We start from the raw sequence: 21,732 nt of genomic DNA, 5'->3' as shown, positions 1-21,732 counted from the left end.
ACCTCCCCATGGACGAACGATTCACCGCCGTACTGCTGCCGTTCCTGAAGTTCCACACCGACGGTCCCCTCGAACCGGAGTCCGATCTGCGCGGCCTCGGTCTCGACTCGATGCAGGCGATCGACCTGCTGTTCGCGATCGAGGACGCCTACGGCATCTCCCTGCCGGACGAGGCGATGAACGACACGACGTTCGCGACCGCGGGCAACCTGTGGAAGGAAGTCAGCGCGGTCCTGACCGGGCAGCCCGGTGCCGCCGCCCCGGGAACGGGTGCCGCGTGAGCGCGCCGGTCACGACGGGGCCGGAGCGGACCCTGGAGGCGCTGGCGGATCAGGTGTGCGCGGTCGCCGCCCGCCATGCGGACCACGCGGACGAGACGGCGGTGTTCCCCACCGAGGCGCTGGCGGAGCTGCGCCGTACCGGGCTGCTCGCGCTGCTCGTCGAGGGGCGTCACGGCGGACTGGACGGCGGCCTGGCGGACATGGTGCGGGTCACGCTGCGGCTCGGACGCACCGACATGTCGCTGGCGATGATCTTCGCGATGCACTGCCAGCAGGTGTGGGCCATCGCCCGGCACGCCGGCCCGGACCTGCGCGAGCGGCTCCTCCCCTGGGTCGCCGAGGGCCGCTACCTGGCGTCCGTCACCACCGGGGAGTCGACCGGCGGACACCTGCTGACCTCGGAGACCGGGGTGCGCAGGGACGGCGACCACCTGATGGTGGAGCGCTTCGCGCCGGTCGTCACCGGCGGGCTGCACGCCGACGGCTTCCTGATGACCGTCCGAGCGGCCGACGCGGAGTCGCCGACCGCGGTCAGCCTGCTGTTCGCCGACCGCGACCAGCTGACCGTGGAGGCCGCCGGTGCGTGGCGGCCCATGGGGATGCGCGCCAGTCACAGCCCACCGCTGCGGCTGAGCGGTCGGATCCCGCGCGCCCAGATCATCGGGCAGGACGGCGACTTCCGTGCCATCGTCACCCGCACCTTCGGACCGGCCGCGCACCTGGGCTGGTCCGCGGCCTGGCTGGGCACGGCCACCGGAGCGCTCGCCCGGGTGCTGGCGATGCTGCGCGCCCCCGGCCGGGAGCGGACCCGGACCTCATCGGAACTGCTGCTGACCCGGCTGTCCCGGGCCCGGCAGCGCCTGGACGTGGTGCACGCGCTGCTGGCCCGCACCCTGGAGACGGTCACCACGGCCGACGACCTCAGCCGCCCACCGCTCCAGCTGCAGATCAACGCACTGAAGATCACCGCCGCCGAGGAGTGCCATCGCGCCGTCGACGACCTGGTCGACGCCGTCGGCATGCGCCACGGCTATCTCAAGGACTCGCCGACCGGTCTGGAGCGGGCCCTGCGCGACCTGCGCTCGGCCTCGCTGAACTACAGCAACGACCGGTTGCACCTGGTCGACGGGAAACTGGCCCTGCTCGATCCCGAGGTGCACTTTGTCTGACACCCGGTACGCCCCACCGCCCGGGCCCGACACACAGGCCCGCCCCGGCGACGCGAACACCACGCCCGTACCCGACGCGCCGGACGCCCCCGGCACCGGTTTCGCCGGGCGGCTGCGGCGGGCCCTGGAACCGCTGCCCGACGACGCCGGCGCGGCCGACGTGTGGCGGGCCCTCGGCCGCGGCGGCATCACCGCCGCGCTGTACGCGTCCGGGCACCCGGCCGGTCCGGTCGAGCTGGACCGGCTCGGCGCCCTGCTGGCCGCGCTGGACGCCCGCGGCGACAACGGCGTCACTCTCAGCGTGCTCGTCCAGACGGCCAGCGCGCTGCCGCTGCTGGCGAACGCGCCCGGCGAGCGGTGCGCCACCGCCCGCGCACGCGTGCTCGCCGGCGATGCGCGGGTGGCGCTGGCGGCGACGGACGAGGGTGCCCCCGGCTCCGATCTCACCGCGCTGACCACCCGGGTGGCGGTCCGCGGCGGCCAACTCGCCCTGGACGGCGGCAAACGCTGGATCACCAACGCCCTCGGCGCCGGGTATCTGCTGGTGCTGGCCCGGCAGCGCCCCGGCCGGCACTTCACCGGCTTCAGCTGGGTGCTGGTGCCCGCCGACACCCCCGGCGTGACGGTCACCCCGGCCGACACCTCCCTGCTCGCCCGGTCCGGCACCGGTCACCTCCGGTTCGACGGGGTGCGGCTGACCCCGGACCACATGGTCGGCCGTCCCGGCCGCGCCCTGGCCGACTTCGCCCGGCACATGGCGACGGAGCGGATCGCCGGGGCGTACTGGGCGGTCGCACTGACCTCGCGCGTGCTGCGCGCCACCCAGGACCGGCTGGCACACCGTGTGGCGGACGGCCGGCCGCTGTGGCAGAACCCGGTGGTCCGCCGGGACTTCGCGGCCTGTCTGGTACGGGTGACACAACTGCGGGCGCTGCTCGACACCGTGACGCGGCGGGTCACGGCCGACCGGGATCTCGCCTGGGCGGGGCTGCTGAAGGCGGCCGTCGGGCTGGAGGCGGACGCCGTCCTCAGCCGGTGCGCCGAGCTTCAGGGCGCGGACGGCATGGCGGCGGACGGCGCCCATCGGATCCGGGCCGAGGCGGCGGTCCTCGGCATCGGCGGCGGCGCCACCGACCTCATGCTCGCCCAGGTCGCGGACCGCGCCGAGACATTCCTCGACGTACTGGGAGCACACCCGTGACGGCTGGGAGCACACCCGTGCTGTGCGGGCAGGTGGCCGAGCGGGTCTGGGTGATCAGCGGGCCGCGCCGGCGGTGGCCGCGGGCCGCGCCTGATCCGCGCGATCTGGCCGCCGCCGCGGGGCTGCCCCCGTGGCGGGCGGCCGAGCGGCTGGCGGGCCGGGCGGCGCTGCGCGAGCTGCTGGCGCGGGTCCGCCCCCAGCTCGCGGACGCCGAGGTCGTCGCCGCCCCCGGCCGGCCGCCCCGGCTGACGGGCGCGCCCGGCATGGCCGTCAGCGTCTCGCACGACGGGGACGCGGTCGCGGCAGCCGTCGCACTGGACGGACCGGTCGGGGTGGACGTCCAGCAGGTGCCGGACCGCGACCACGACCGGCTGCTCCGCCGCTGTCTGGGGCCCTGGGCCGCCGAGGCGGCACGCTGGCCGCGGGAGGAGCGGCGCCGCGAACTGGCCTGGGTGTGGACGGCCCAGGAAGCCTGTGTGAAGGCGGCGGGGACGGGGCTGCGCGGCCGGCCCTGGACCATCGCGGTGCCACCGCACGCGACCGGCGGACGGTGGCGGGACCTGCGCTGGGTCTCCCTGCGCGACCGGTCCGCCGTCCCCCTGAGCTGTGCCTTCCACGATCCGACCGACGGCCTGAGCGCCGTGGACAGCAGGCGGGAGAAACGAGGATGACGAGCAGTCAGCACCTGTACACCTGGTTCGCCGACTCCGCGGCCCGCTTCGGCGACCGCCGCGCGCTGGAAACGGGCGCGGAGCACCTCACGTACACGGAGCTGCGCGCGCTGTGCGAGGGCATCGCCGCGGGGCTCCTCGCCGACCTGGGAGCGGTGCCGCGCCGGGCCGGGCTCATGACCGGTCGGGGCGTCCTCGCCTACGCCTCCTATCTGGCGCTGCAACGGCTCGGCAGCACGGTCGTCCCGCTGTCGCCGGGCGCGCCGTCCGAGCGCAACCGGCGGATCGCCGAGACGGCCGGCCTTGACGTCGTGGTCGGGCCGCCCGGGCCGGCGGAGGTCGCGGGGGTGCCGTGGCATGTGCCCGCGCCGGGCGGCGGCCCGGTGACCGCGCTGCCGAAGGAGCCGGCCGGCGGCCCTGACGACCCCGCGTACCTCCTGTTCACGTCCGGTTCGACCGGAGTACCCAAGGGGGTGCCGGTCTCGCATCGCAACGTGTCGGCCTACCTCGGCCATGTGACCGGCGCGTTCGGCACCGGCCCGGACAGCCGGCTGTCCGGGACCTTCGACCTCACCTTCGACCTGTCGGTGTTCGACATGTTCACCGCCTGGGGCAGCGGGGCGGCGCTGGTGGTGCCGGCCGCGCGTGATCTGCTGACGCCGGTGCGCTGGGCGGCCGGGCGGGACCTCACCCACTGGTTCTCCGTGCCGTCCGTGGTCTCCCTCGCGCACCGGATGCGGGAGCTGCGGCCGGGCCGGCTGCCGACGCTGCGCTGGAGCCTGTTCTGCGGGGAGCCGCTGACCCGGCAGCAGGCCGAGTGGTGGGCCCGGGCCGCGCCGGCGAGCACCTTGGCCAACCTGTACGGGCCCACCGAACTGACCATCAGCTGCACCGCGTACGTGCTGCCCGCGGACCCCGGACTGTGGCCCCTGACCGGCAACGACACGGTACCCATCGGCGAACTGCACCCCGGCCTCGAACATCTGGTCCTGGACGAACGGGGGCGGCCGGCCACGACCGGCGAGCTGGTGGTCAGGGGGGCCCAGCGGTTCGCCGGCTATCTGGACCGGGCCGAGAACTCCGGCCGGTTCGTGGCGCCGGACCCGGCGGACGGTGCCGTCGGCGGGGCGGGCGGCCCGGACCTGACCGAGGGGCACTGGTACCGCACCGGTGACCGGGTCACCCGCGAGGACGGGCGGCTGGTCCACCTCGGACGCCTCGACCAGCAGGTGAAGGTCAACGGCTACCGGGTCGAACTCGGCGAGGTCGAGGCCGCGTTACGGGCCCGGCCCGGAGTCACCGACGCCGTCGTCGTGGCCCTGTCCCAGCCCGGCGGGGACACCGTGCTGCGCGCGGCCTGCTCGGCGGTCGCCGCCGACGCCGACGCGCTGCTCGCCGAGCTGCGCACCCGCCTGCCCTCGTACATGGTGCCGCGCAGCGTCACCGTCCTGGACCGGCTGCCGCTCAACGCCAACGGAAAGCTGGACCGCACGGCCGTCGCGGGGATCGTCGCGGACCTGCGGCCCTGACCATCGTCCCCACCAGCATTGGACCTGCCTCATGAACGCACGGGTCTCCTCGCCCATGACTCCCCGCCCCCGTCATCCGGCCGTGCCGGCCGCCACCTACCGCGCCGCCATCTCCCACCTGCCCACCGGCCTTGCGGTGGTCACCGCCCATGGCCCGGACGGCCCGGTCGGCTGCACGGTGACCGCGGTGCTGTCGCTGTCCCTCGATCCGCCCAGCCTGCTGGTGTCGCTCGCCTCCCGGAGCCGGACCCTGGCCGGTCTGCTGACGGCGCGCTGCTTCGCCGTCAACGTCCTGTCCTGGCAGGACCACGCCCTGGCCCACCAGTTCGCCACCGCCCCCGCAGACACCCGCTTCGCCGGGGTGGACGTCCGGCAGATCAACGGAGCGCCGGTCCTGGACCGGTGCACGGCGGGTGTGGTGTGCGAGGTGCGGGAGAGCGTGGAACTCTTCGACCACACCCTGGTGGCGGGCGTGGCGACCTGGACCGGGACGGGCACGTCCGACCCCGCCGTGCTCTACCGGCGTGCCCACCACGCGCTTGTGCCCCGTCCCGCGCACGGCCCGGCCGACGGCGGTGCGCGCGTGTCCGGGCCCGCCGTCGCCGAGGGCCCGCCGGGTCAGGGCTGACGGGTCTGCCGACGGCGCCGGTACGCGGCGGAGTTGGCGGAGCTGCCGCAGCGGAGCTTGTCGCACCAGCGGCGGCTTGCGGCCCGGGAGCGGTCGAGGAAGAGCCGGGTGCAGTTCGGGCGGGCGCACACCCGGATGTGGTGGCGTTCGGCGGTGCCCAGCAGATCGCTCGCGGCGACGGCCAGGCTCGCCAGTACCTGTGTCAGGTCACCGCTGCGGCGGACCTCGCCGATCGCCCACAGCTGCGGCACCACGCCGGGATGCTGCGCGGTGCGCCGGATCAGCGCGAGGTCGGCGGGGTCGGCGCGGGTCCCGTCCGGCACGCTCGCCGCGGCCCGGTAGACGGCCTCGCGCAGCTCCACGGCGGTGCGGAACATGGCGGCGGTGACCTTCGGCGGTTCCTCCGACAGCCCCGATCGGTGCACCCACCGTGCCAGGTCGGCCGGAGCCGTCAGGAGGTCCACCCGGTCGGTGGTGCGCCAGGACAGCGTTCCGGCGAAGTCGAGGGCGAGGTGATCGCTGACGAAGTCGAAGTCCACGCCTCCAGTCTCGGCCGTTTTCCGCATGGTGCGCCACCTCGGACCGTCATACCCTTAACCGATGACGATGGACGACCGGAACGATGTCCCCCACCACCGCCCCGGCTCCGGCACCTCGGCGGCGGCTTCGGCGCGCCCGCCCGCGGGACCGGCCCTCGCCGCCCGTGAACCCGCCGCCGTCGGCACTCTCACGACCGTCGGCCTGGCCGTGCTGTGGGCCCTGCTCTGGGCCCTCGCCTTCATCACCACGAAGCTCGCGCTCCAGGACGCCGCGCCCGGCTGGGTGGTCGGGGTGCGCTGTCTCCTGGCCGGCGCCGTCCTGGTCGCGCTGCGCATGCGCCATTTGCCTGCCGCCCGTGGCGAACTCGGCCGCCTCACCCTCGCGGGGCTGCTCACCACCACCGGCTACCTCGGCGTCATCGGGTTCGCCCTGCCTCATCTGTCGGCCGGGATGGCGGCGGTGCTGTCCTCCGGCACGCCCCTGCTGGTCGTGACGCTGAGCGCGGCGAGCGGCCGGGACCGGCTGCGTCCGGTGCACGCGGCGGGACTGGTGCTGGGCGTCCTCGGCATCGTGATGTCGGCCGTGGACCGGCTGAACATGGGCGTGGTCACCGTCGGCGGCATCGTCCTCGGCTGCTGCGCGGTCTGCTGCCTGGCCGTGGGCACGTTCCTGACGCCGTATCTGGTGCGGCCGGGCACGGACCTGTTCCTCGCGACCGGCTGGCAGTCCCTCACCGGCGCCGTCCCGCTGCTGCTGGTCACCGCGTTCACCGGCCAGTCGGTGCCGGCCGGCCTGGGCGCGCGGCTGATCGGCCTGCTGCTGTACCTGGCGCTGGGCGCCTCGATTCTCGGGATGACGCTGTGGCTGCTGCTGATCCGCCGGGTCGGCCCGAGCCGGGCCAGCATCGCCCAGTTCATGCCCCCGCTGTTCAGCATCGCGCTGAGCGCCGCGCTGCTGGGAGAGCCGGTCACGGCCCTGGAGGCGCTGGCGGTGCTGCCGGTCGCCCTGAGCACGGTGCTGACGACACGACGGTGAGACCCCCACGGTCGATGGGGTGACCGTCGGTCAGACAATCACCTCAAGGGGCTAACTCGCTGTCAATCTCCTTGTTTTCCAAGGCATTTGACAAGCCGCCGCCTGTCGGCGAAGTGGCGTACGGGTGTGACGGGTCCCCCGTTCGGCTCCCTGACTTCGGCCTCTGGAGACGCTCGAGATGAAAGTCACGGGAGCTGTTTGTACGTTCGTCATGCGCCGGCTGCTCAGCCGGTCTCTCGCAGACAGGAGAAGTTGCATGTTGATGACCCGCTCCACGGCGGTCACCGCCGGTATCGCGGCCGCCGCGGCCTTGACCGCGACCGGCATCACCTACGCCTCGGCCTCCTCCGCCCCGGTCCAGGCGGCCCCGGTGGCCCTGCAGGCGGCGCCCGCCCCTGCCCAGGAACCCTTCGGCGGCAACGTCGGCAAGGGCAACAACGAGGAGAACGAAGAGAAGGGCGAGAAGGGGGGCAAGGGCAAGGGCAAGAGGTTCGAAGAGGGCCGGATCCACATCAACGAGCGGACGTACTCCTCCCACCCGGACGGCTGCATCACCGTGGTCAGCGGCCTCGGCGCCGAGAGCCTGAACATCCGCAACGACAGCCGCCGGACCGTCGAGGTCTTCCGCGGGGCCGTCTGCGACAACGGCGCCCCCATCGCCACCGTCGGACCGCACAGCTCCAGCAACGGTGTGAAGCCGCACCACACCGAAGGCGTCCACGTCAAGAAGGGAGTGCTGGCCAGCTTCCGGGTCATCAAGCACCACGAGTTCAAGTACTGAACCGACTGAACCGGCTGAACAGACTGAACCGGCTGCACGACGGGAACCCCCGGCCCGCTGGAATCGGGCCGGGGCTCCCCTCCGGGCAGCATCATTCTGTGACAACGCGCTCGTCGCGCGCACCCCGCCGGGCGGCCCCCTCCCCTTACGGCCCACCCGGCGGCCGACTCCCGCCGAGGCGCCGCCCGTTGGTGCCTGTCCCCCACCACGGCCACCGGCATGCCCCGGCACACCCGAATCAGATGCCCACGGCGCGAACCGAGCGCCGTGCGCCACCACCGTCTCCCCAGGCCCGTGTTCCGGAACACGGGCCTGGGGCGCTACGGCCGACGTCCTGGGCGGTGGCGTGATCGGTACGGAACCGGCCCCGCGCCACCCGGAACGGATCGCCTCGCTCGCGCTGATGGCCACCTCGCTCGAGCCGGCCGACCCACATGACCAGCCACGCCGGGGCGGCGGGGTCAGCGGCAGCGTATCCCCGGGGATCCTTCCCGGCTCATCCGTCGACGCGGACCGCGCGTGCCAGGAAGTGGTGCGAGGCGTCCTCGTAGCAGTCCAGTTCCCATCCGGCGGCCCGCAGTACGGGGCGGAGGTGCTCCTCGGCCATCGGGTCGTCCGGGTCGAGGGGGCGGCCGTGGCGGGCGGCGCGTTCGGCGCGGCCCGAGGGGTGGAAGAGGAGGAGGACGCCTTCGGAGGCGGTCACTCTGGCCCATTCCCGCAGGGCCGTCGCGGGGTCGGGGACGTGGTTGATCAGACCGGCGCTGAAGACACCGTCCACCGCCCCGGCCGGCAACGGCAGCCGGCAGGCGTCGGCCAGCAGCAACTGCCCGTCCTTGTCGCGGCCTTCGCGGACCCCGGCCGTCAGCATCGCGGGTGTGAGGTCGACGCCGGCGACCACGCCCTCGGCACCGACCTGAGCGCGCAGTGCGGGGAGCGCCCTGCCGGTGCCGCAGCCCAGGTCGAGGACGCGGTGCCCGGGACGCAGCCCCATCCGGTCGACCGCCACCGCGTAGCGGGGACCGTCGTCGGCGAAGCGCTCCTCCCAAGTGGCCGCCCGCCGGGTGAAGAAGGCCCGGGTCCTGGTCTGTTCGGCCCGTCCCGCGACGAAGGCGGCAAAGCGTTCGAAGACGTCGTCACGGCAGCGGGCAAGGGCGGCCAGTTCGACGGGCGCGGACTCCGGCAGCCCGGGCGCGGTGGCCGCGTCCTCAGGAAAGGCCGCGGCAAAGGCGGTGACCGCCGCCTCGTCCACCTCCAGGTGGAACTGGAGGCCCCACGCCGAGCCGCCGACCCGGAACGCCTGCACCGGGTAGCGGTCGCAGGAAGCGAGAAGCGTCGCCTCGGCCGGCAGGTCCATCGTGTCGTGGTGCCAGTGCAATACCCGCAGCCGGTCGGGGGCGGCGGCGAACAGCGGGTCGGCGGGCGCGGCCGCTGCCATCCGTACGTCGCCCCAGCCGATCTGCGCCCCGGTGCCGGGCCGGGCGACGCCGCCCGCCGCGACCGCCAGCAGCTGTGCGCCCAGGCACACGCCGAGCACCGGCACCTCGGCCTCCAGCGCGGCCCGCAGCAGCGCGAGCTCCGCCGTACGGCTCGTGAAGTCCTCGTAGGCGGCCATCGGCCCACCCATCACCACCAGGCCCACCAGGTCATCCGCCGTGTCCGGCACCCGGTCACCGGCCCAGGTGCGACAGACACGCACCGACAGCCCGGCCGCCTCCAGCGCGGTCCGGATGGCGTACGGCTCTTCCTGCGGTGCATGCTCCACGATCTGGATCACGGGCACCACCTCCCGCAGGACCGTACCCGGCCAGCAGCCACCACCAAACGCAAATACAAGACAGGTATCCCCACCTGTGCCGCATCTGCCAACACATTCCGCACAGAGCCCTGCAACTGCGCACACGCCAACGCATGGCGGGATGCGGACACGAACCCGCTCTGCTGCATGCCAACACGCTGCTGATTTGAACAGCCGTCTCGATCTTGCCGCGGCGGTTGGCCTGTCGGGGGGCGCGGGCGATGCCGGTCGCGCCGGTGGCGCCGCGCCAGCCGATCACGGTGTTACGCAGCGTTGCGATGACGGCAGGCAACTAAGAAACGTTGCGTATCTTAAGGACGCCCGCTACCGTGGCTTTAGATACGGATGGTTTCTTAGGCGTCAGCGGGTGACCAAGGGGAGGAAGATGGTGTCGACGATCTCGACGACGTCCGCGTCGGGTACGGCCCGTGAGGTCATGAGCAGTTCGTGCCGGAAGAGATCCTCCGGAAGCCGGATGACGCGCGGGGTGAGTCTCGCCGGGTCGATCTCGCCGCGCTCGACGGCTCGCTCGACGATCTCCTCCATTGCGGACCGTTGGCCTGCCGCCAGGGTCGCACGCAGATCATCGATGCTCGTGCCCGTCGCCCGGTAGAGGTCGGCGAGCTGGGCGACCAGGGCGGAGGCGAGCCCGACGCGACGCTCGTTGACCTGCCGCAGCAGTGCGATGACGTCGTCGCGCAGCTTGCCGGTGTCGGGCACGGCGATCGGGTCCCGCTCGACGACATGCCGCAGCGCCGCCCGTACCAAATCGGCTTTGTTCGGCCAGCGACGGTAGAGGACGGGCTTGCTGGTATTCGCCCGCTCGGCGACGGTCTCCAGGCTGAGCAGCTCGTAGCCGCGTTCGGTCAGCTCGTCCCAGGCCGCGTCGAGCAGCGCACCTTCGAGCGCGGCCCCACGCCGACGCCTCCCCGTCGTGGTCTCCATGACAAACCCTCCGCATCATGCTGCCTCACAGACACGATACTTCTCGTTTCTTATTGGAGTAGGACATGCGCATTCTCGTCTCCGGAGCCGGCATGGCCGGCCTCGCCGCCGGTATCAACCTCGGCGTCACCGGCAACGACGTCACCATCGTCGAACGCGCCGACCATCTGCGGGTCAACGGCTCACCCGTCGACGTGCGTGGCGACGCCCTCGACGCCGCCCGCTCGATGAACGTCCTCGACCAGATCCATGCCCGCCGGGTCACCATGACCGAGCGGTCCCAATTCATCGACGCCGACGGCACCGTGGTCGCCGAACTTCCCGTCAGCGAGATAAGCGACTCCGAAGACGACATCGAGATTCCCCGCGAGGACCTCGCGCACGTCCTGCACGGGGCGCTGACCCCCACGACCTCGCTGGTCTTCGGGGAATCCATTGCCCACCTCCACGACGACGGTGCCGGCGTCGACGTCGCGTTCGCCTCCGGCCGGCAGGACCGCTTCGACCTGGTCGTCGGGGCCGACGGAATGCACTCGCTGACCCGCCGGCTCACGTTCGGGCCCGAGGGCGACTACCTCAAACACCTCGGCTTCTACGTCGCCCTCACCGACCTGCCCGCGCAGCGCGGCGGCGACCGGGAGAGCTCGTTCCTGAACTGGCCCGGTCACCTGATCGGCATCGCCCGTTACCACGACACCGCGCTCGGCGTGCTGAACTTCCGCTCCGACTGGATCGACTACGACTACCGCGACCTCGACGCCCAACGGCGGATCCTGCTCGACGCGTTCGCCGGCCACGACGAATGGCGGGTTCCCGAGATCCTCGACGCCGTACGCAATGATCCAGAACTGTATTTCGACTCCGTCAGCCAGATTCACCTGCCGACCTGGCACAAGGGCCGGGTCGTGCTGGTCGGCGACGCCGCGCACTGCGCCTCCAACCTGTCCGGCCGCGGCGCATCCCTGGCCATCACCGGCACCTGGCTACTGGCCCAGGCGCTGCACAAGCACCAAGGAGACCTTGAAACGGCCTTCGACGAGTACGAGACCAACCAGCGTCCGTACGCCACGCGCGCCCAGGACAGCGCCGGACCCGGCGGCGACCTCATCATGCCCGCTACCCAGCAGGCGCTGGACGCCCGTAACGAACGACTTCGTGCAATGACCAGAGGCTGAGCCGGCCTGCCCGTCCACGGCTCGCCAAGCAGAGCGGCGAGATCATCGTCGGACCAGCTTGTCGCGGTCGTCGATGCCATGCCGGGCAAGACCCCCGGCGCCCGCTGACGGTGACGGCCAGTCAGCGGTGCCGCTCCAGAGTGAGGACGGCCTTGGTGAATGACGTCATGCGGTTCGGGCTGCAGCGGGCGTGACGGAAGATTCGCCAGGATTTCAGGCGGGCGATTCCTCGTTCGACGGGTGCGCGGGCGGCGGACAAGGCCCGGTTGACCGTCCGCTCGGTCGGGGTGAGTTCGCCCTGGGGCGGCCGACGTCTGGGGGTGGTGACCCACTCGCCCACGCCGATGTAGGCCATGTCTGCGAGGACGGGGACACCCTGGCGTTGCCGATGGTGAAATCGCAGGCCAGGCGGGAGAGGGTGTCGCCGTTGCGCAGGTGGGCGAGGGCAAGTACGGCTTGCTGGCCGGGGGCGAGGCGCCGCCACCGGGACCGGCGCCGGGCGCGGTGGGCCCGGATGAGGCCGGCGAGGTGTTCAGGCTGCGAGTTCCTCTATTGACACCGGCTTCCTGCCCCGGCCGCGACCTGCATCGTCACGATGAAAATGGCTCAGTGCACGCCTGCTCGAAACCTGTCGCGCCCATCGACGCGGCGCAGCGCGCCATTCACTGTCACGCACACACTCACGCCCCTACGGAAAGCGGACGGCAACTGCCGGCACTCCGGTGCCCGTCCCCGGTTCTGCCGGCGCCGCGACCCATCGACGAGCCGCAGGATCTGCTTCCCACTTGCGGGTCAGCCGCAGGGACACGTCCTGCCACCAGGAACGCGTAAGGAGGTCTCCGGCCCGAGATGAGAACTGCGACGCCCTGTGCCCCCAGCGGATCGGCAGCAGCGCCCCATGCGCACGGCCGCCCTGAAAGTCGAGATGTGCCCTCCTCGGGAGTCATGTGGAAGTCGGGCAACTTCCTCTTCATCGTGCCAGGGCCCTGGGCGCCCACGACGCCGGCCCATCGCAGCCGGCACACGATCAGATGACCGGGAGGGTCCCGCCGTCGATCACGTACTCGGAGCCGATGATGGAAGGCGCCCGGTCCGAGACGAGAAAGGCTATGAGTTCGGCGATCTCCTCCGTGGTCACCGGCCGGCCCAGGGGAATACCGCCCGGCACCAGGGCGTGCGCGAACTGCCGGAGCACGGTGGTCCGATCGGAGTCGGTGGCGGCAGCCACCTGATCGGCGACCTGCTCGATCGCGGGCTTCTGGATAAAACCCGGAGCCACGGTGTTGACCCGTACGCCCCTAGGAGCGACTTCGGTGGCCAGCCCCTTGCTGTAGGCGGTCAGGGCGGCCTTCGCCGCGGTCAGGGCGATGCTGTTCTGTGGACTGTCGTCCAGACCCCCCAGGCGTACGTTCGTCAGCGGCATACGGCGCTGGATCGTCGTCACGTGCACGACCACACCGCGGCCTGCCGCGATCATGCCCGGCACCAGGGCGCGGTCCAGACGCACGGCCGCCAGCAGGGCGGTGTCCAGGGTTCGGGCCCACTGACTGTCGTCGATGTCGGCGAACCCGCCCTCGGTCAGGCCCGCGCCCACGTTGTTGATCAGCACGTCCACGCCACCGAGGTGCTCAACCACGTGGGACACGACCGTCTCGATACCGGCCGCGGTGGACAGGTCGGCGGCGACGAACAGTTCAGGGTTCCGGAGCTCGTCCGGCTCGGTCCGCGCCGTGGTCATCACCGTGGCGCCGGCCCGGGCCAGTCGCGCGACGATGTGCGCGCCCAGCCCCTGGGTTCCGCCAGTGACCAGGACACGCCTGCCGTCAAGGGACTCGCCGGCTGTCCGGTCGTTCGAAGAGATCACCGCGGTCATTGCACTGCTCCCAGGTCTGGAAAGGTCTCTCTCCATGACCATCGCGGGGAGCATCGAGACAGTGAATATCCGGACCACCCAGAAAGTTGTCCGATCGTCCGGGCGGCGGAGGTGGCGGCGGTGACGGGGGACAGTCACGCAAAAGGGCGAGTACCGCTGCACTAGGCTGACGCGGTGGACATCGTGGGCGACGTCATCATGTCCATGCGGACGGGCACACCGATCGCACGACGGGCCGCTCTTTACGCTCCGTGGGGCCTGCGGTTCATCGGCGATCCCGGAGCCGGGTTCCATGTGGTTCTTCAAGGCACAGCCTGGTTGGCGGGGTCGCACGGCGGCAACCAGGTGGAACTGGGCGTGGGGGATGTCGTCTTCGCCGCCAACGGCGATGGTTACGCCCTGGCAGACCGGTCCGGAACTCCGCTGTCGAACGTCTGCGTCACCGACCCGGAGGAGACCTGGCCGCTGCCCGCCCCTCCGCCGGGAGCCGAGCCCGCCACGGTCATGATGTGCGGCATGTGGGCCCTGGACCGTGCACGGCCCCACCCTCTCATCGCCCATCTGCCCCCGGTCATCCATCTCCCCGCTCGCGCGGTGACCGGTGACCCGCTGCGCTCCGTCGTGGACTTGCTGGGAACGGAACTGGACCACGACCGGCTGGGAATCAGCGCGGCAGTGCCTGCCCTACTGGACCTGCTGCTGATCCACAGCCTGCGCGCCTGGTTCGACCGACAGGCCGCGCAGGGAGCCTCGGGATGGGCGCGGGCCTTGCATGACCCGTCCGTCAGCGCCGCTCTCCGCCACATGCACAACACACCGGCCTCGCCCTGGACGGTGGCCCGCCTGGCGGCCGAAGTCGGGTTGTCCCGCACTGCCTTCGCGCGCCGATTCGCCGACCTGGTCGGTGAACCACCGCTGACGTACCTGACCCGATGGCGCATGACCCTCGCCGGGCGACTCCTGCGCGAGAGCGACCTCCCTCTCGCTTCCGTCGCCACCCGGGTCGGATACGGTTCCGAATACGCCTTCAGCAAGGCCTTCCGCCGTGCCCTCGGCCAGTCACCCGGTGCCCACCGCCGCGCCCACCAGGCCCGCCTCGCGCGTGGCAGAACAAGCTGATCACCGCGTTGCGGCGTAGGGGCGCGGACCCGGTCCGCGAACGGACAGCACGCCTACGTCACATGGCCAGCAGGCTTCGTTCTGCGGATAGTTCCATGCCCGAAAGATCAGGAGTCACTACCTTCCAGCCAAGGAAAGAAACGAACCGATCAGTCGGAAGCGACCCATGACAATCGAACCTCGTGCTGACGTGCGCGACATGCACATGGCCCACACTGTGTTCCGTCGGGAGTTCGGGCTCGCCGCAGATCTCGTGCGGAGCGTCAAGCCCGGTGACGCGGAGAGCGTGAAGGTGGTCTCGGAACACATCGAGCTTGTAGGCACCATGCTTCACCACCATCACGAAGGTGAGGACGTACATCTGTGGCCCCGGCTGGTTGACCGGGGTGGCGCGGAAGCCGCCGCAGCCGTGCGCGTCATGGACGAGCAGCACGAAGCCATCGGCAAGTGCCTGTCCGACGTGCGGACTTCTTTGCTGGAGTGGAGGACCGGCACCGATCCGCGTCAGGGCGATGAACTCGCTGCCGCCCTGGAGCGGCTGCTGCCAGTGCTCACCGAGCACCTCGGAGTCGAAGAAGATCTGGCCCTCCCGCTGATCGAGAAGCACATCACCGCCGCAGAGTGGGGGCAGATGCTCACCAGAAGTGGAGCAGGTACTCCGCCGGACAAAATGCCGCTGACCTTTGGAATGATGGCGTACGAAGCCCCTCTCGAGACCGTGGCCGAGGTGATCGAGAAGATGCCTGCCGAGATCCGGGAGGTCATCGGCGGCATGGCCGCCCAAGCCTTCGCCCGGTACGCGGAACGGGTCCACGGAACGCCCACCCCGAAGCGGATCGGGGCACGCCTGTGAGTGACTACGGCCATGATGTGGCATTCGGGGTGCTCCTGGAACCGCCCGTCGACAGAGCACAGGACGCCGTGGCACTTGCCGAACTGGCGGAACACGTGGGGCTGGACGTGGTGTCGCTCGCCGACCACCCGTACTGGCCCGACCGGCTCGACACTCTGGCGCTTCTGTCCGCCATGACGGTCAGGACGTCCCGGGTCACGGTCATGTCCAACATGGCGAATCTTCCGCTGCGTCCCCCGACCACTCTCGCGCGCACTGCGGCGACACTGGACATCCTCGGCGGCGGGCGTTTCGAGCTGGGCCTCGCAACGGGTGCGCAACAGATGTGGGACCAGATCGAGGGTGATGGCGGCCCGCGCAGGAATGCCGGCCAGTCCGTTGAGGCACTCGAAGAGGCGGTCCAGATCATTCGCGCGCTCTGGACGTCACAGACGCCAGTGAGCTTCGCCGGAACGCACTACCATGTCGAGGGCGTCACACCTGGTCCCGCCCCCGTCCACAAGATGGGCATCTGGTTGGGCGCCTATCAGCCCCGGATGCTTCGAGTGGTGGGTCGACGAGCCGACGGCTGGGTGCCGAGTTCTCCCTTTATGCCCCCCGAATATCTCCCGACAGCCAACAGTCTCATCGATGCTGCCGCAGAGGGAGCCGGACGGTCGCCGAGCGCTGTGCGGCGGGGATACAACATTGAAGGGCAGTTCTCTTCCGGCTCAGGCTTCCTGGAGGGCCCTGCGAAGGTATGGGCCGAGCAACTGACCGAACTCGTCCTCGATCAGGGAATCAGTACATTCATCCTTTACCGGGCGGCGGACGCCGACACCATCCGTCGGTTCGCCGCCGAAGTCGCCCCTGCGGTCCGCGACATGGTGGCGATCGAGCGCTCACGGGCCGCTCCAAGCATGTGAACTGCCCCGGCGTGCTGGATGACCGCGTTTCCCCCTCGCTGCAACAGCAGCCGACGGCCGCTGCCGTCGATTACGCCGCAGTGGCGGGTCCTGCTTGCGCGGATACCGGCCCATATCTCGGCCACGTGGCGGCTCCGCGCGGAGGCTCTCAACCACCTTGATTCCATGGGGTTCACTCTTCTGACATGTCCAAGATCTTCAGGAAGTCTTTCGAGGTCCGCTGGGACGACGTCGACCTCAACGGTCATCTACGCAGCACGAGGTACTCGGAGTACGCGAGCACCGCCCGCCTGAGCTTCCTCACGGAGGCGGGGTGGGACATCCGCGCGCTGCAGAAGGAGGGCCTTGCTGCTGTCCTGCTCAGAGAGGAAGTCGATTACCTGCGTGAGGTTTTCCTTGCAGAGCGGGTCAGCGTGTCATGCCAAGTCGTCGGGTTGAGTACGGACAGTGCGCGGTGGCGAATCCAACACTCGGTGTCCCGGGAGAACGGGGACGAAGCCGCTGTCGTACGTTCCCTCGGCGCGTGGATTGACGTTCGCGCCCGGAAAATCAGCGCACCGCCGCCTGGACTCCGGGCTGCTCTTGAGGCCGCTCGATCGGATGATTGCGAGGTCATCGGCACCCGGTCCTGAAGGTCCCAGTGCAATGCCGATGACGGTCACCTACCGCACCGGCGCCCGGTCCATGATGATCCGCCGCCCCACCGGCACGAACACCTCCACCCGGCGTGAAGCGGCGATGGGCGCCAATGTGTTCATTGGCGCCCAATAGATACCCTTTCAAGGGAGATTGAAGCCGTGCCAGAGGCTGGGGAAAGGTTTGTCCATACCTCCACCCTGGAGGAGACCGGAAGCGCAGCAGTCCACCTCAGCAGCAACCAGCGCTATGTGGCCCTAGGGGATGATCGCGTCACGCTGGGGGCCTACACATTCCTCTCCGACTCCGCGATCAAATCTGATGACGTTGGATCTCACTATTACGTTCATCTGCCCCTCAGAGGCGCCATGTACTCCAGCTACAGCGGTGCCGCGGTGACGCTCACCCCGGAAGTCGCAGGCGTCTATCGCCCGATGAGCGGAGCCTTCCTCGGCCACTGGAAGGCCGGGAGCCGAGTACTCTGCGTGAGGCTCAGTGCGGATATCGTTCATGAAGCCGCCCAGGAAATTACGGGTAGTCACGTGCCGTACGAAGCCCTCCGCACGGAGCTGACCCTTCCCATGAGCCACCCCAAAAGTCGAGCCTGGGTCGGCCTGATCTCATCGATAGAGAAACTCAAACCAGCGCCCGAAATGTTAAGCAATCCCTTAATATACCGTCCCCTCGCGGAGAGTATCGTCAATGGTTTTCTGTTTGCGGCCCGACATGAACTATCCGATTCACTGAACAAGTCGACCGGCCCAGCCCGACCGAACATCGTACGCGCCGCCATGGACATCATGGAAAGTGAACCCGGCAGACCGTGGACCGTCTCAAGTCTTGCCGAACACAGCGGGGCGAGTGTACGCAGCCTCCAGGAGGCCTTCCGCAAACATCTCGACGCGAGTCCCATGACGTACCTGCGCACCGTAAGACTTCGCAGGGCCCACGAGGACCTACGCGCCTCCAATCGTTTCACCACCACCGTCGCGGATATAGCCAAGCGCTGGGGTTTCGCCCACCTGGGACGGTTTGCCGCTTCCTACCGGTCCATGTACGGGGAGACACCACTCAGAACGCTCATCCGTGAATGAGGTCACACACTACTGAGATTGTGCTCAGGCGAGCAGGAAGGGAGCCGGCAGACGGCGATGCGATCACGAGCGATTTCGCTGGTCAACCGCTCGCAATCCCGGTACCACCTGTCACGTGGCTTGCTCAGGCCGTACCTCCAGTGTGACGGCCGCAGGAGCCAGCTTCCGAGCACTCACCATGACCCTCACCGAGTCGCTCCCGGCCCCCGCTCCGTGCTCCACAGGCGCATAGCGCAGAACAGCCAGCGCCCGCCCTTGATAGGTCGTGCAGCTCGTGGCGAGGAAAGACTCCTCGGTTGCCGGGCGTGCGGTCCCGAGCCCTTGGAGGACGGCCGGGCCCTCGACCTCCACGGTGATCTCCTCCTCGGCCAATGGCTGAGTCGTGCCGTCCTCATCGACCAGGGTGATGTCGACGAAGGCGATGTCCTGGCTGTCGCAGTGCAGAAAATCGCGATCGGTCGTCAGCTCGATGCGGGTCGCGGGTGCCGCGGTCCGAACAGCGAATCGCCCTGTCGCGACTCCCTTGGTGTAGGCGACCGCCTCGATGACACCGGGTGAGTACGGCACGTCCGCTGTGGCGACGAACGGGAGAGGGCTTCCGACCGAGGCCCTCGCGGCTTCGGTGCCATTGACGACGAAAGCGATCTCGTCGGCGTCCGCGTATGCCTCCACGGTCACCGGTGTCCCCTCCGGCACGGCCCAGGTCCAGCTCGCGACGGAGTCCGACCATGTCCAGGCGACCGGCCTTACGGGATGGTCGTGATACTCAGGGCGCTGGACAGCCAGATACGGTTCCTTCCTCAAGCCGAAAACAATCTCTCGGTAGAAAGAGACCGGAAGCCGCCGGCCGATCAGGTCGATGTCGGCGCAACTGCCGGTGAGCCAGGGGTAGGGCGCCGTGAACGACGTCGGCTCGCCGGGGTACAACGGGCGGCCGACACCCGGCTCGCCGAGGTAGTCCCAACCGGCCCAGGTGAAGTCGCCGATGACGTGGTCGTTGGCGAGGACCGACTGCCACAGGAGCGCGATCCGGCTCGGGAAGGTCTCCGTCCCCAGCAGGACGCGGTTCGGGTGATCGACCTTGTCGATCTCGTAGCGGACATCGCCGTAGTTGTAGCCGGCGACGTCCAGAACAGACGCCGACTCGGCAATGCGCTCGCCCACCTTGGGCACCGCCATGACTTCTTCGAAGATCTGTGCGAGCACGCTGTTGAAGTCGCCCTGGTTATAGTCGAAGCCCAGCTCGCCCAGCTCGGCTGTCTCCGCCGAGTCAGGCTGCCCGCTCGCGAGGACCATCATCCCGTTGATCGCGTTGGTGACATAACGCGTCGGGTCCAGGGCACGGACGCGTTCCGCGATGAGGCGTCCCTGCCGCGCACCGTGTGGACTGCCTATTTCGATGATCTCGTTGCCGATGGTGTACAAGATCACGCTCGGGTGGTTGAAGTCTTTGGAGACCAGCGCGTCGATGTCGCGTTCCCACCAGCCGGCGAAGCGACGTGCGTAGTCGTCGTCGGTCTTGGAGTGCGCCCATACGTCGAACGTCTCGTCGAGCACGAGCATGCCGAGGCGGTCGCACGCGTCGAGAAGGTCGGCACTGGCGGGTTTGGCCGCCGAGCGGATGGCGTTGAAACCCGCTGCCTTGAGCACTGCCACCCGTCGCTCTGCCGCGCGAGCGAATTCGGCGGCACCCAGAACGCCGTTGTCGTGGTGCAGGCTGGCGCCGCGCAGCTTGACCGGCTGCCCGTTGATACGCAGGCCACGGACGGGGTCCAGCGACAGGGTGCGGATACCGAAGGTGGTGGTCGCCTCGTCGAGCTGACGACCGTTGTCACTCAGCCGCACGGTTGCCGTGTAGAGGTTCGGCGTATCGACGCTCCACAGTGCAGGCCGACGCACGTAACCGCGGTGCCGCACGGTCAGTCGCTCGCCCGCCAGCAAGGTGAGCGGCGCTTGATCGACGGCCACGACCTTGCCTGCCTGGTCGCGTACCTCCAGCAGCGCTTGGACGGTGCGTGTGGTGATGTCCTCGTTGGCCACCTCCGTCGCGACCGCGATGACCGCGATGTCTCCGTCCACCTCGGGGGTTGTCACCTTGAGCCCGGTGGATGTGACGTGGACAAGGTCGCCGAGGAGCAGGTGGACGGGACGGTACAGGCCGGCGCCGCTGTACCACCGTGAGTCGTCGTGGACTTGTACTTCGACCTGGACCGTATTCGTCTGCCCGTACTGGAGGAAGGGGTCGAGCGGCACGTGGAAGGTGGAGTACCCGTTGGCCCATTGAGCTGCGAAGGTGCCGTTGACGTAGATCATGGCGTCCCGGTAGGCGCCTTCGAACTCCAGAGTCACGCGGCGCGACGACCAGTCCGCGTGGACGTCGAAGCTCTTCGAGTACCGCCACGAACCCTGTCGGAAGTATCCGAGGCGAGCACTGCCGGCATCCGCTGACCTTCCGGCAGCCAGCAAGGCGTCGTGGGGCAGCGTCACCGGAGTCGGTTCAGGCGCGTTCAGTTTGTCGAACATGGACCGGCGGGCTGAGATGTTCCACCCGTCGTTGAATGGTTCTCGGATCAAGAGGGATTCTCCTCGCGGTGAGTGGCGGGGCTGTTCGATCTGCTGCCGGTGCGTGCCTGGCCGGCCGACTGAGCGGCTCGGCCCGTTGCTCAGGACACGGGGGGTACGGCGTAGCGCGCTGTGAGGCCGCCGTCCACCAGCCAATCCGCACCGGTGACGAAAGACGCTGCCGGCGAGGCCAGGAAGCACACCACCTCGGCCACCTCCTCCGGTGTGCCGATGCGGCCCAGAGGATGTGCGTCGGCCACGGTGTGTGCCATCGCGGGATCCGGGTTGTCGGCCAGCCACTCGTCGACCAGCCGCGTGCGGATCCAGCCCGGGCTGACCGAATTTCTGGCAGCACCGCCCGGCTGAGCAGCCAGGCGCTCTTGAGGTCCAGCGCGAACACCGCGTCCCACTCAGGAACGGTCATGGCGACGGGGTCTGCGTACGAGTTCCTGCCCGCATTGTTGACCAGCACCGTCGGCGCGCAGATGCGTTCGGAGACAGCCGGGACCGCGGCTTCCACCTCGCGTGGGTCTGTGACGTCCGCCCGGACAAAGACCGCTCGCGCGCCCGTGGCGGACAGCGTGTCGGCGACTGCCTGGCCCGCCGGGTCGATGTCGAGTATCGCGACGGCGGCGTTCTCCCTGGCGGCCACCGCGGCTATTGCCGCGCCGATGCCGCGCGCCGCACCGGTGACAAGGACGACTTCTCCGGCGAGCCGCCCGTCGGTCGTCATCGGACGCTCCGGGGAGCGGTCGCGGTGCGTTCCGGTACTTCGAGGTCGGTCTCGGGTGCCGTGCCTGCCCGCGACACAGCTGGGGCGCCTGCACGGGCAGTCGTGCTGCGGACGCCGACGCGCGTATGGGTGACACGGGGGTTCACGGCCGGCTTCGTCGGGCCCAGGCAATCCCCCGGTTTTTCAGTCATCGTGACGTCCGTTCAT

General features: G+C 69.9%; 20 protein-coding genes and 3 pseudogenes. 14 read left to right on the top strand and 9 right to left on the bottom strand.

Features of this window, described 5'->3' with window-relative positions:
* Positions 1 to 8: 8 nt before the first annotated feature.
* Genes CTZ28_RS24185 through CTZ28_RS24160 form a run of 6 tightly spaced genes read left to right on the top strand, consistent with a single transcriptional unit; the run spans position 9 to position 5,479 of the window.
* Positions 9 to 281 carry an acyl carrier protein gene (locus CTZ28_RS24185; RefSeq protein WP_121891780.1) on the top strand — a complete coding sequence of 91 codons (273 nt, stop codon included), beginning with the start codon at positions 9 to 11 and terminating at the stop codon, positions 279 to 281.
* Complete coding sequence (locus CTZ28_RS24180; protein ID WP_220795400.1) at positions 278 to 1,450, top strand: acyl-CoA dehydrogenase family protein; 1,173 nt, start codon at positions 278 to 280, stop codon at positions 1,448 to 1,450. Before CTZ28_RS24185 ends, CTZ28_RS24180 begins: the two co-directional genes overlap by 4 nt.
* Positions 1,443 to 2,651: an acyl-CoA dehydrogenase family protein gene (locus CTZ28_RS24175; RefSeq protein WP_220795399.1), complete on the top strand. Its 1,209-nt coding sequence runs from the start codon at positions 1,443 to 1,445 to the stop codon at positions 2,649 to 2,651. Before CTZ28_RS24180 ends, CTZ28_RS24175 begins: the two co-directional genes overlap by 8 nt.
* Positions 2,648 to 3,322, top strand: coding sequence for a 4'-phosphopantetheinyl transferase family protein (locus tag CTZ28_RS24170; RefSeq protein WP_259471776.1), 675 nt, complete (start codon positions 2,648 to 2,650; stop codon positions 3,320 to 3,322). Before CTZ28_RS24175 ends, CTZ28_RS24170 begins: the two co-directional genes overlap by 4 nt.
* On the top strand, positions 3,319 to 4,851 hold the full coding sequence (locus tag CTZ28_RS24165; protein ID WP_121891778.1) for an AMP-binding protein: 1,533 nt from the start codon (positions 3,319 to 3,321) through the stop codon (positions 4,849 to 4,851). The genes CTZ28_RS24170 and CTZ28_RS24165 overlap by 4 nt, the downstream gene beginning before the upstream one ends.
* Before the next feature lie 31 nt (positions 4,852 to 4,882).
* Positions 4,883 to 5,479: a flavin reductase family protein gene (locus CTZ28_RS24160; RefSeq protein ID WP_121891777.1), complete on the top strand. Its 597-nt coding sequence runs from the start codon at positions 4,883 to 4,885 to the stop codon at positions 5,477 to 5,479.
* Here the strand turns inward: CTZ28_RS24160 and CTZ28_RS24155 are convergent.
* The gene (locus CTZ28_RS24155; protein ID WP_259471775.1) at positions 5,470 to 6,045 is read right to left on the bottom strand and encodes a CGNR zinc finger domain-containing protein; all 576 of its coding nucleotides are present in this window, start codon (positions 6,043 to 6,045) and stop codon (positions 5,470 to 5,472) included. The genes CTZ28_RS24160 and CTZ28_RS24155 overlap by 10 nt on opposite strands.
* A gap of 34 nt (positions 6,046 to 6,079) precedes the next feature.
* Between CTZ28_RS24155 and CTZ28_RS24150 the strand changes: the two genes are divergently transcribed.
* A complete protein-coding gene (locus CTZ28_RS24150) occupies positions 6,080 to 7,054 on the top strand; it encodes a DMT family transporter (protein WP_121891775.1) in 975 nt (324 codons plus the stop codon).
* A gap of 256 nt (positions 7,055 to 7,310) precedes the next feature.
* Positions 7,311 to 7,835, top strand: a complete 525-nt coding sequence (locus CTZ28_RS24145) for a hypothetical protein (protein ID WP_259471774.1) — start codon at positions 7,311 to 7,313, stop codon at positions 7,833 to 7,835.
* 496 nt (positions 7,836 to 8,331) lie between these two features.
* Here the strand turns inward: CTZ28_RS24145 and CTZ28_RS24140 are convergent, their stop codons facing one another.
* Together CTZ28_RS24140 and CTZ28_RS24130 are read right to left on the bottom strand one after the other, a co-directional pair.
* Entirely contained in the window at positions 8,332 to 9,609 is a 1,278-nt protein-coding gene (locus CTZ28_RS24140; RefSeq protein WP_121891774.1) for a methyltransferase domain-containing protein, read from the bottom strand.
* A gap of 381 nt (positions 9,610 to 9,990) precedes the next feature.
* Positions 9,991 to 10,575 carry a TetR/AcrR family transcriptional regulator gene (locus tag CTZ28_RS24130; protein ID WP_121891772.1) on the bottom strand — a complete coding sequence of 195 codons (585 nt, stop codon included), beginning with the start codon at positions 10,573 to 10,575 and terminating at the stop codon, positions 9,991 to 9,993.
* Between the two features lie 65 nt (positions 10,576 to 10,640).
* Between CTZ28_RS24130 and CTZ28_RS24125 the strand changes: the two genes are divergently transcribed.
* On the top strand, positions 10,641 to 11,750 hold the full coding sequence (locus CTZ28_RS24125; RefSeq protein WP_121891771.1) for an FAD-dependent monooxygenase: 1,110 nt from the start codon (positions 10,641 to 10,643) through the stop codon (positions 11,748 to 11,750).
* Positions 11,751 to 11,871: 121 nt separating this feature from the next.
* Here CTZ28_RS24125 and CTZ28_RS47175 read toward each other — a convergent pair.
* From CTZ28_RS47175 to CTZ28_RS24115, 3 genes and pseudogenes are all read right to left on the bottom strand, one after another.
* Positions 11,872 to 12,135 (bottom strand): annotated as a pseudogene (locus CTZ28_RS47175) (transposase family protein); the annotation flags it as partial.
* Positions 12,129 to 12,281: pseudogene (locus CTZ28_RS49620) on the bottom strand (transposase family protein); the annotation flags it as partial. The pseudogenes CTZ28_RS49620 and CTZ28_RS47175, both read right to left, overlap by 7 nt.
* Positions 12,282 to 12,777: 496 nt before the next feature.
* Positions 12,778 to 13,623, bottom strand: coding sequence for an SDR family oxidoreductase (locus CTZ28_RS24115; protein WP_121891770.1), 846 nt, complete (start codon positions 13,621 to 13,623; stop codon positions 12,778 to 12,780).
* 174 nt (positions 13,624 to 13,797) lie between these two features.
* Here CTZ28_RS24115 and CTZ28_RS24110 point away from each other — a divergent pair, with 174 nt between their 5' ends.
* The 5 genes from CTZ28_RS24110 (at position 13,798) to CTZ28_RS24090 (ending at position 18,230) form a co-directional block, all read left to right on the top strand.
* Positions 13,798 to 14,742, top strand: coding sequence for an AraC family transcriptional regulator (locus CTZ28_RS24110; protein WP_121891769.1), 945 nt, complete (start codon positions 13,798 to 13,800; stop codon positions 14,740 to 14,742).
* A 166-nt stretch (positions 14,743 to 14,908) separates the two neighbouring features.
* Positions 14,909 to 15,595, top strand: coding sequence for a hemerythrin domain-containing protein (locus CTZ28_RS24105; protein WP_121891768.1), 687 nt, complete (start codon positions 14,909 to 14,911; stop codon positions 15,593 to 15,595).
* Positions 15,592 to 16,500, top strand: a complete 909-nt coding sequence (locus CTZ28_RS24100; RefSeq protein WP_121891767.1) for an LLM class flavin-dependent oxidoreductase — start codon at positions 15,592 to 15,594, stop codon at positions 16,498 to 16,500. Before CTZ28_RS24105 ends, CTZ28_RS24100 begins: the two co-directional genes overlap by 4 nt.
* A 185-nt stretch (positions 16,501 to 16,685) precedes the next feature.
* Positions 16,686 to 17,132 carry an acyl-CoA thioesterase gene (locus tag CTZ28_RS24095; protein ID WP_121891766.1) on the top strand — a complete coding sequence of 149 codons (447 nt, stop codon included), beginning with the start codon at positions 16,686 to 16,688 and terminating at the stop codon, positions 17,130 to 17,132.
* A gap of 165 nt (positions 17,133 to 17,297) precedes the next feature.
* Positions 17,298 to 18,230, top strand: coding sequence for an AraC family transcriptional regulator (locus tag CTZ28_RS24090; protein WP_121891765.1), 933 nt, complete (start codon positions 17,298 to 17,300; stop codon positions 18,228 to 18,230).
* A gap of 111 nt (positions 18,231 to 18,341) precedes the next feature.
* On the opposite strand, the gene CTZ28_RS24085 is transcribed toward CTZ28_RS24090, so the two are convergent.
* The 3 genes and pseudogenes from CTZ28_RS24085 to CTZ28_RS49615 form a co-directional block, all read right to left on the bottom strand.
* Positions 18,342 to 20,753 (bottom strand): glycoside hydrolase family 2 protein, encoded by a 2,412-nt coding sequence (locus CTZ28_RS24085; protein ID WP_121891764.1) that lies wholly within the window; start codon positions 20,751 to 20,753, stop codon positions 18,342 to 18,344.
* Positions 20,754 to 20,893: 140 nt separating this feature from the next.
* Positions 20,894 to 21,202 (bottom strand): SDR family oxidoreductase, encoded by a 309-nt coding sequence (locus CTZ28_RS48575; RefSeq protein WP_259471773.1) that lies wholly within the window; start codon positions 21,200 to 21,202, stop codon positions 20,894 to 20,896.
* Positions 21,172 to 21,525: pseudogene (locus CTZ28_RS49615) on the bottom strand (SDR family NAD(P)-dependent oxidoreductase); the annotation flags it as partial. The gene CTZ28_RS48575 and the pseudogene CTZ28_RS49615, both read right to left, overlap by 31 nt.
* Positions 21,526 to 21,732: the final 207 nt, after the last annotated feature.

Source organism: Streptomyces shenzhenensis (assembly GCF_003688995.1).
Lineage (GTDB): Bacteria > Actinomycetota > Actinomycetes > Streptomycetales > Streptomycetaceae > Streptomyces > Streptomyces shenzhenensis_A.
This window is presented reverse-complemented; position numbering and strand designations above follow the sequence as displayed.

Excerpts from the sequence above, each read along its gene's own strand:
- CTZ28_RS24185 (WP_121891780.1), top strand. The coding sequence starts at position 9 with ATGGACGAACGATTCACCGCCGTACTGCTGCCGTTCCTGAAGTTCCAC.
- CTZ28_RS24165 (WP_121891778.1), top strand. The coding sequence starts at position 3,319 with ATGACGAGCAGTCAGCACCTGTACACCTGGTTCGCCGACTCCGCGGCC.
- CTZ28_RS24160 (WP_121891777.1), top strand. The coding sequence starts at position 4,883 with ATGAACGCACGGGTCTCCTCGCCCATGACTCCCCGCCCCCGTCATCCG.
- CTZ28_RS24155 (WP_259471775.1), bottom strand. The coding sequence starts at position 6,045 with ATGCGGAAAACGGCCGAGACTGGAGGCGTGGACTTCGACTTCGTCAGC.
- CTZ28_RS24150 (WP_121891775.1), top strand. The coding sequence starts at position 6,080 with ATGACGATGGACGACCGGAACGATGTCCCCCACCACCGCCCCGGCTCC.
- CTZ28_RS24145 (WP_259471774.1), top strand. The coding sequence starts at position 7,311 with ATGTTGATGACCCGCTCCACGGCGGTCACCGCCGGTATCGCGGCCGCC.
- CTZ28_RS24130 (WP_121891772.1), bottom strand. The coding sequence starts at position 10,575 with ATGGAGACCACGACGGGGAGGCGTCGGCGTGGGGCCGCGCTCGAAGGT.
- CTZ28_RS24125 (WP_121891771.1), top strand. The coding sequence starts at position 10,641 with ATGCGCATTCTCGTCTCCGGAGCCGGCATGGCCGGCCTCGCCGCCGGT.
- CTZ28_RS24115 (WP_121891770.1), bottom strand. The coding sequence starts at position 13,623 with ATGACCGCGGTGATCTCTTCGAACGACCGGACAGCCGGCGAGTCCCTT.
- CTZ28_RS24105 (WP_121891768.1), top strand. The coding sequence starts at position 14,909 with ATGACAATCGAACCTCGTGCTGACGTGCGCGACATGCACATGGCCCAC.
- CTZ28_RS24095 (WP_121891766.1), top strand. The coding sequence starts at position 16,686 with ATGTCCAAGATCTTCAGGAAGTCTTTCGAGGTCCGCTGGGACGACGTC.
- CTZ28_RS24085 (WP_121891764.1), bottom strand. The coding sequence starts at position 20,753 with ATGTTCGACAAACTGAACGCGCCTGAACCGACTCCGGTGACGCTGCCC.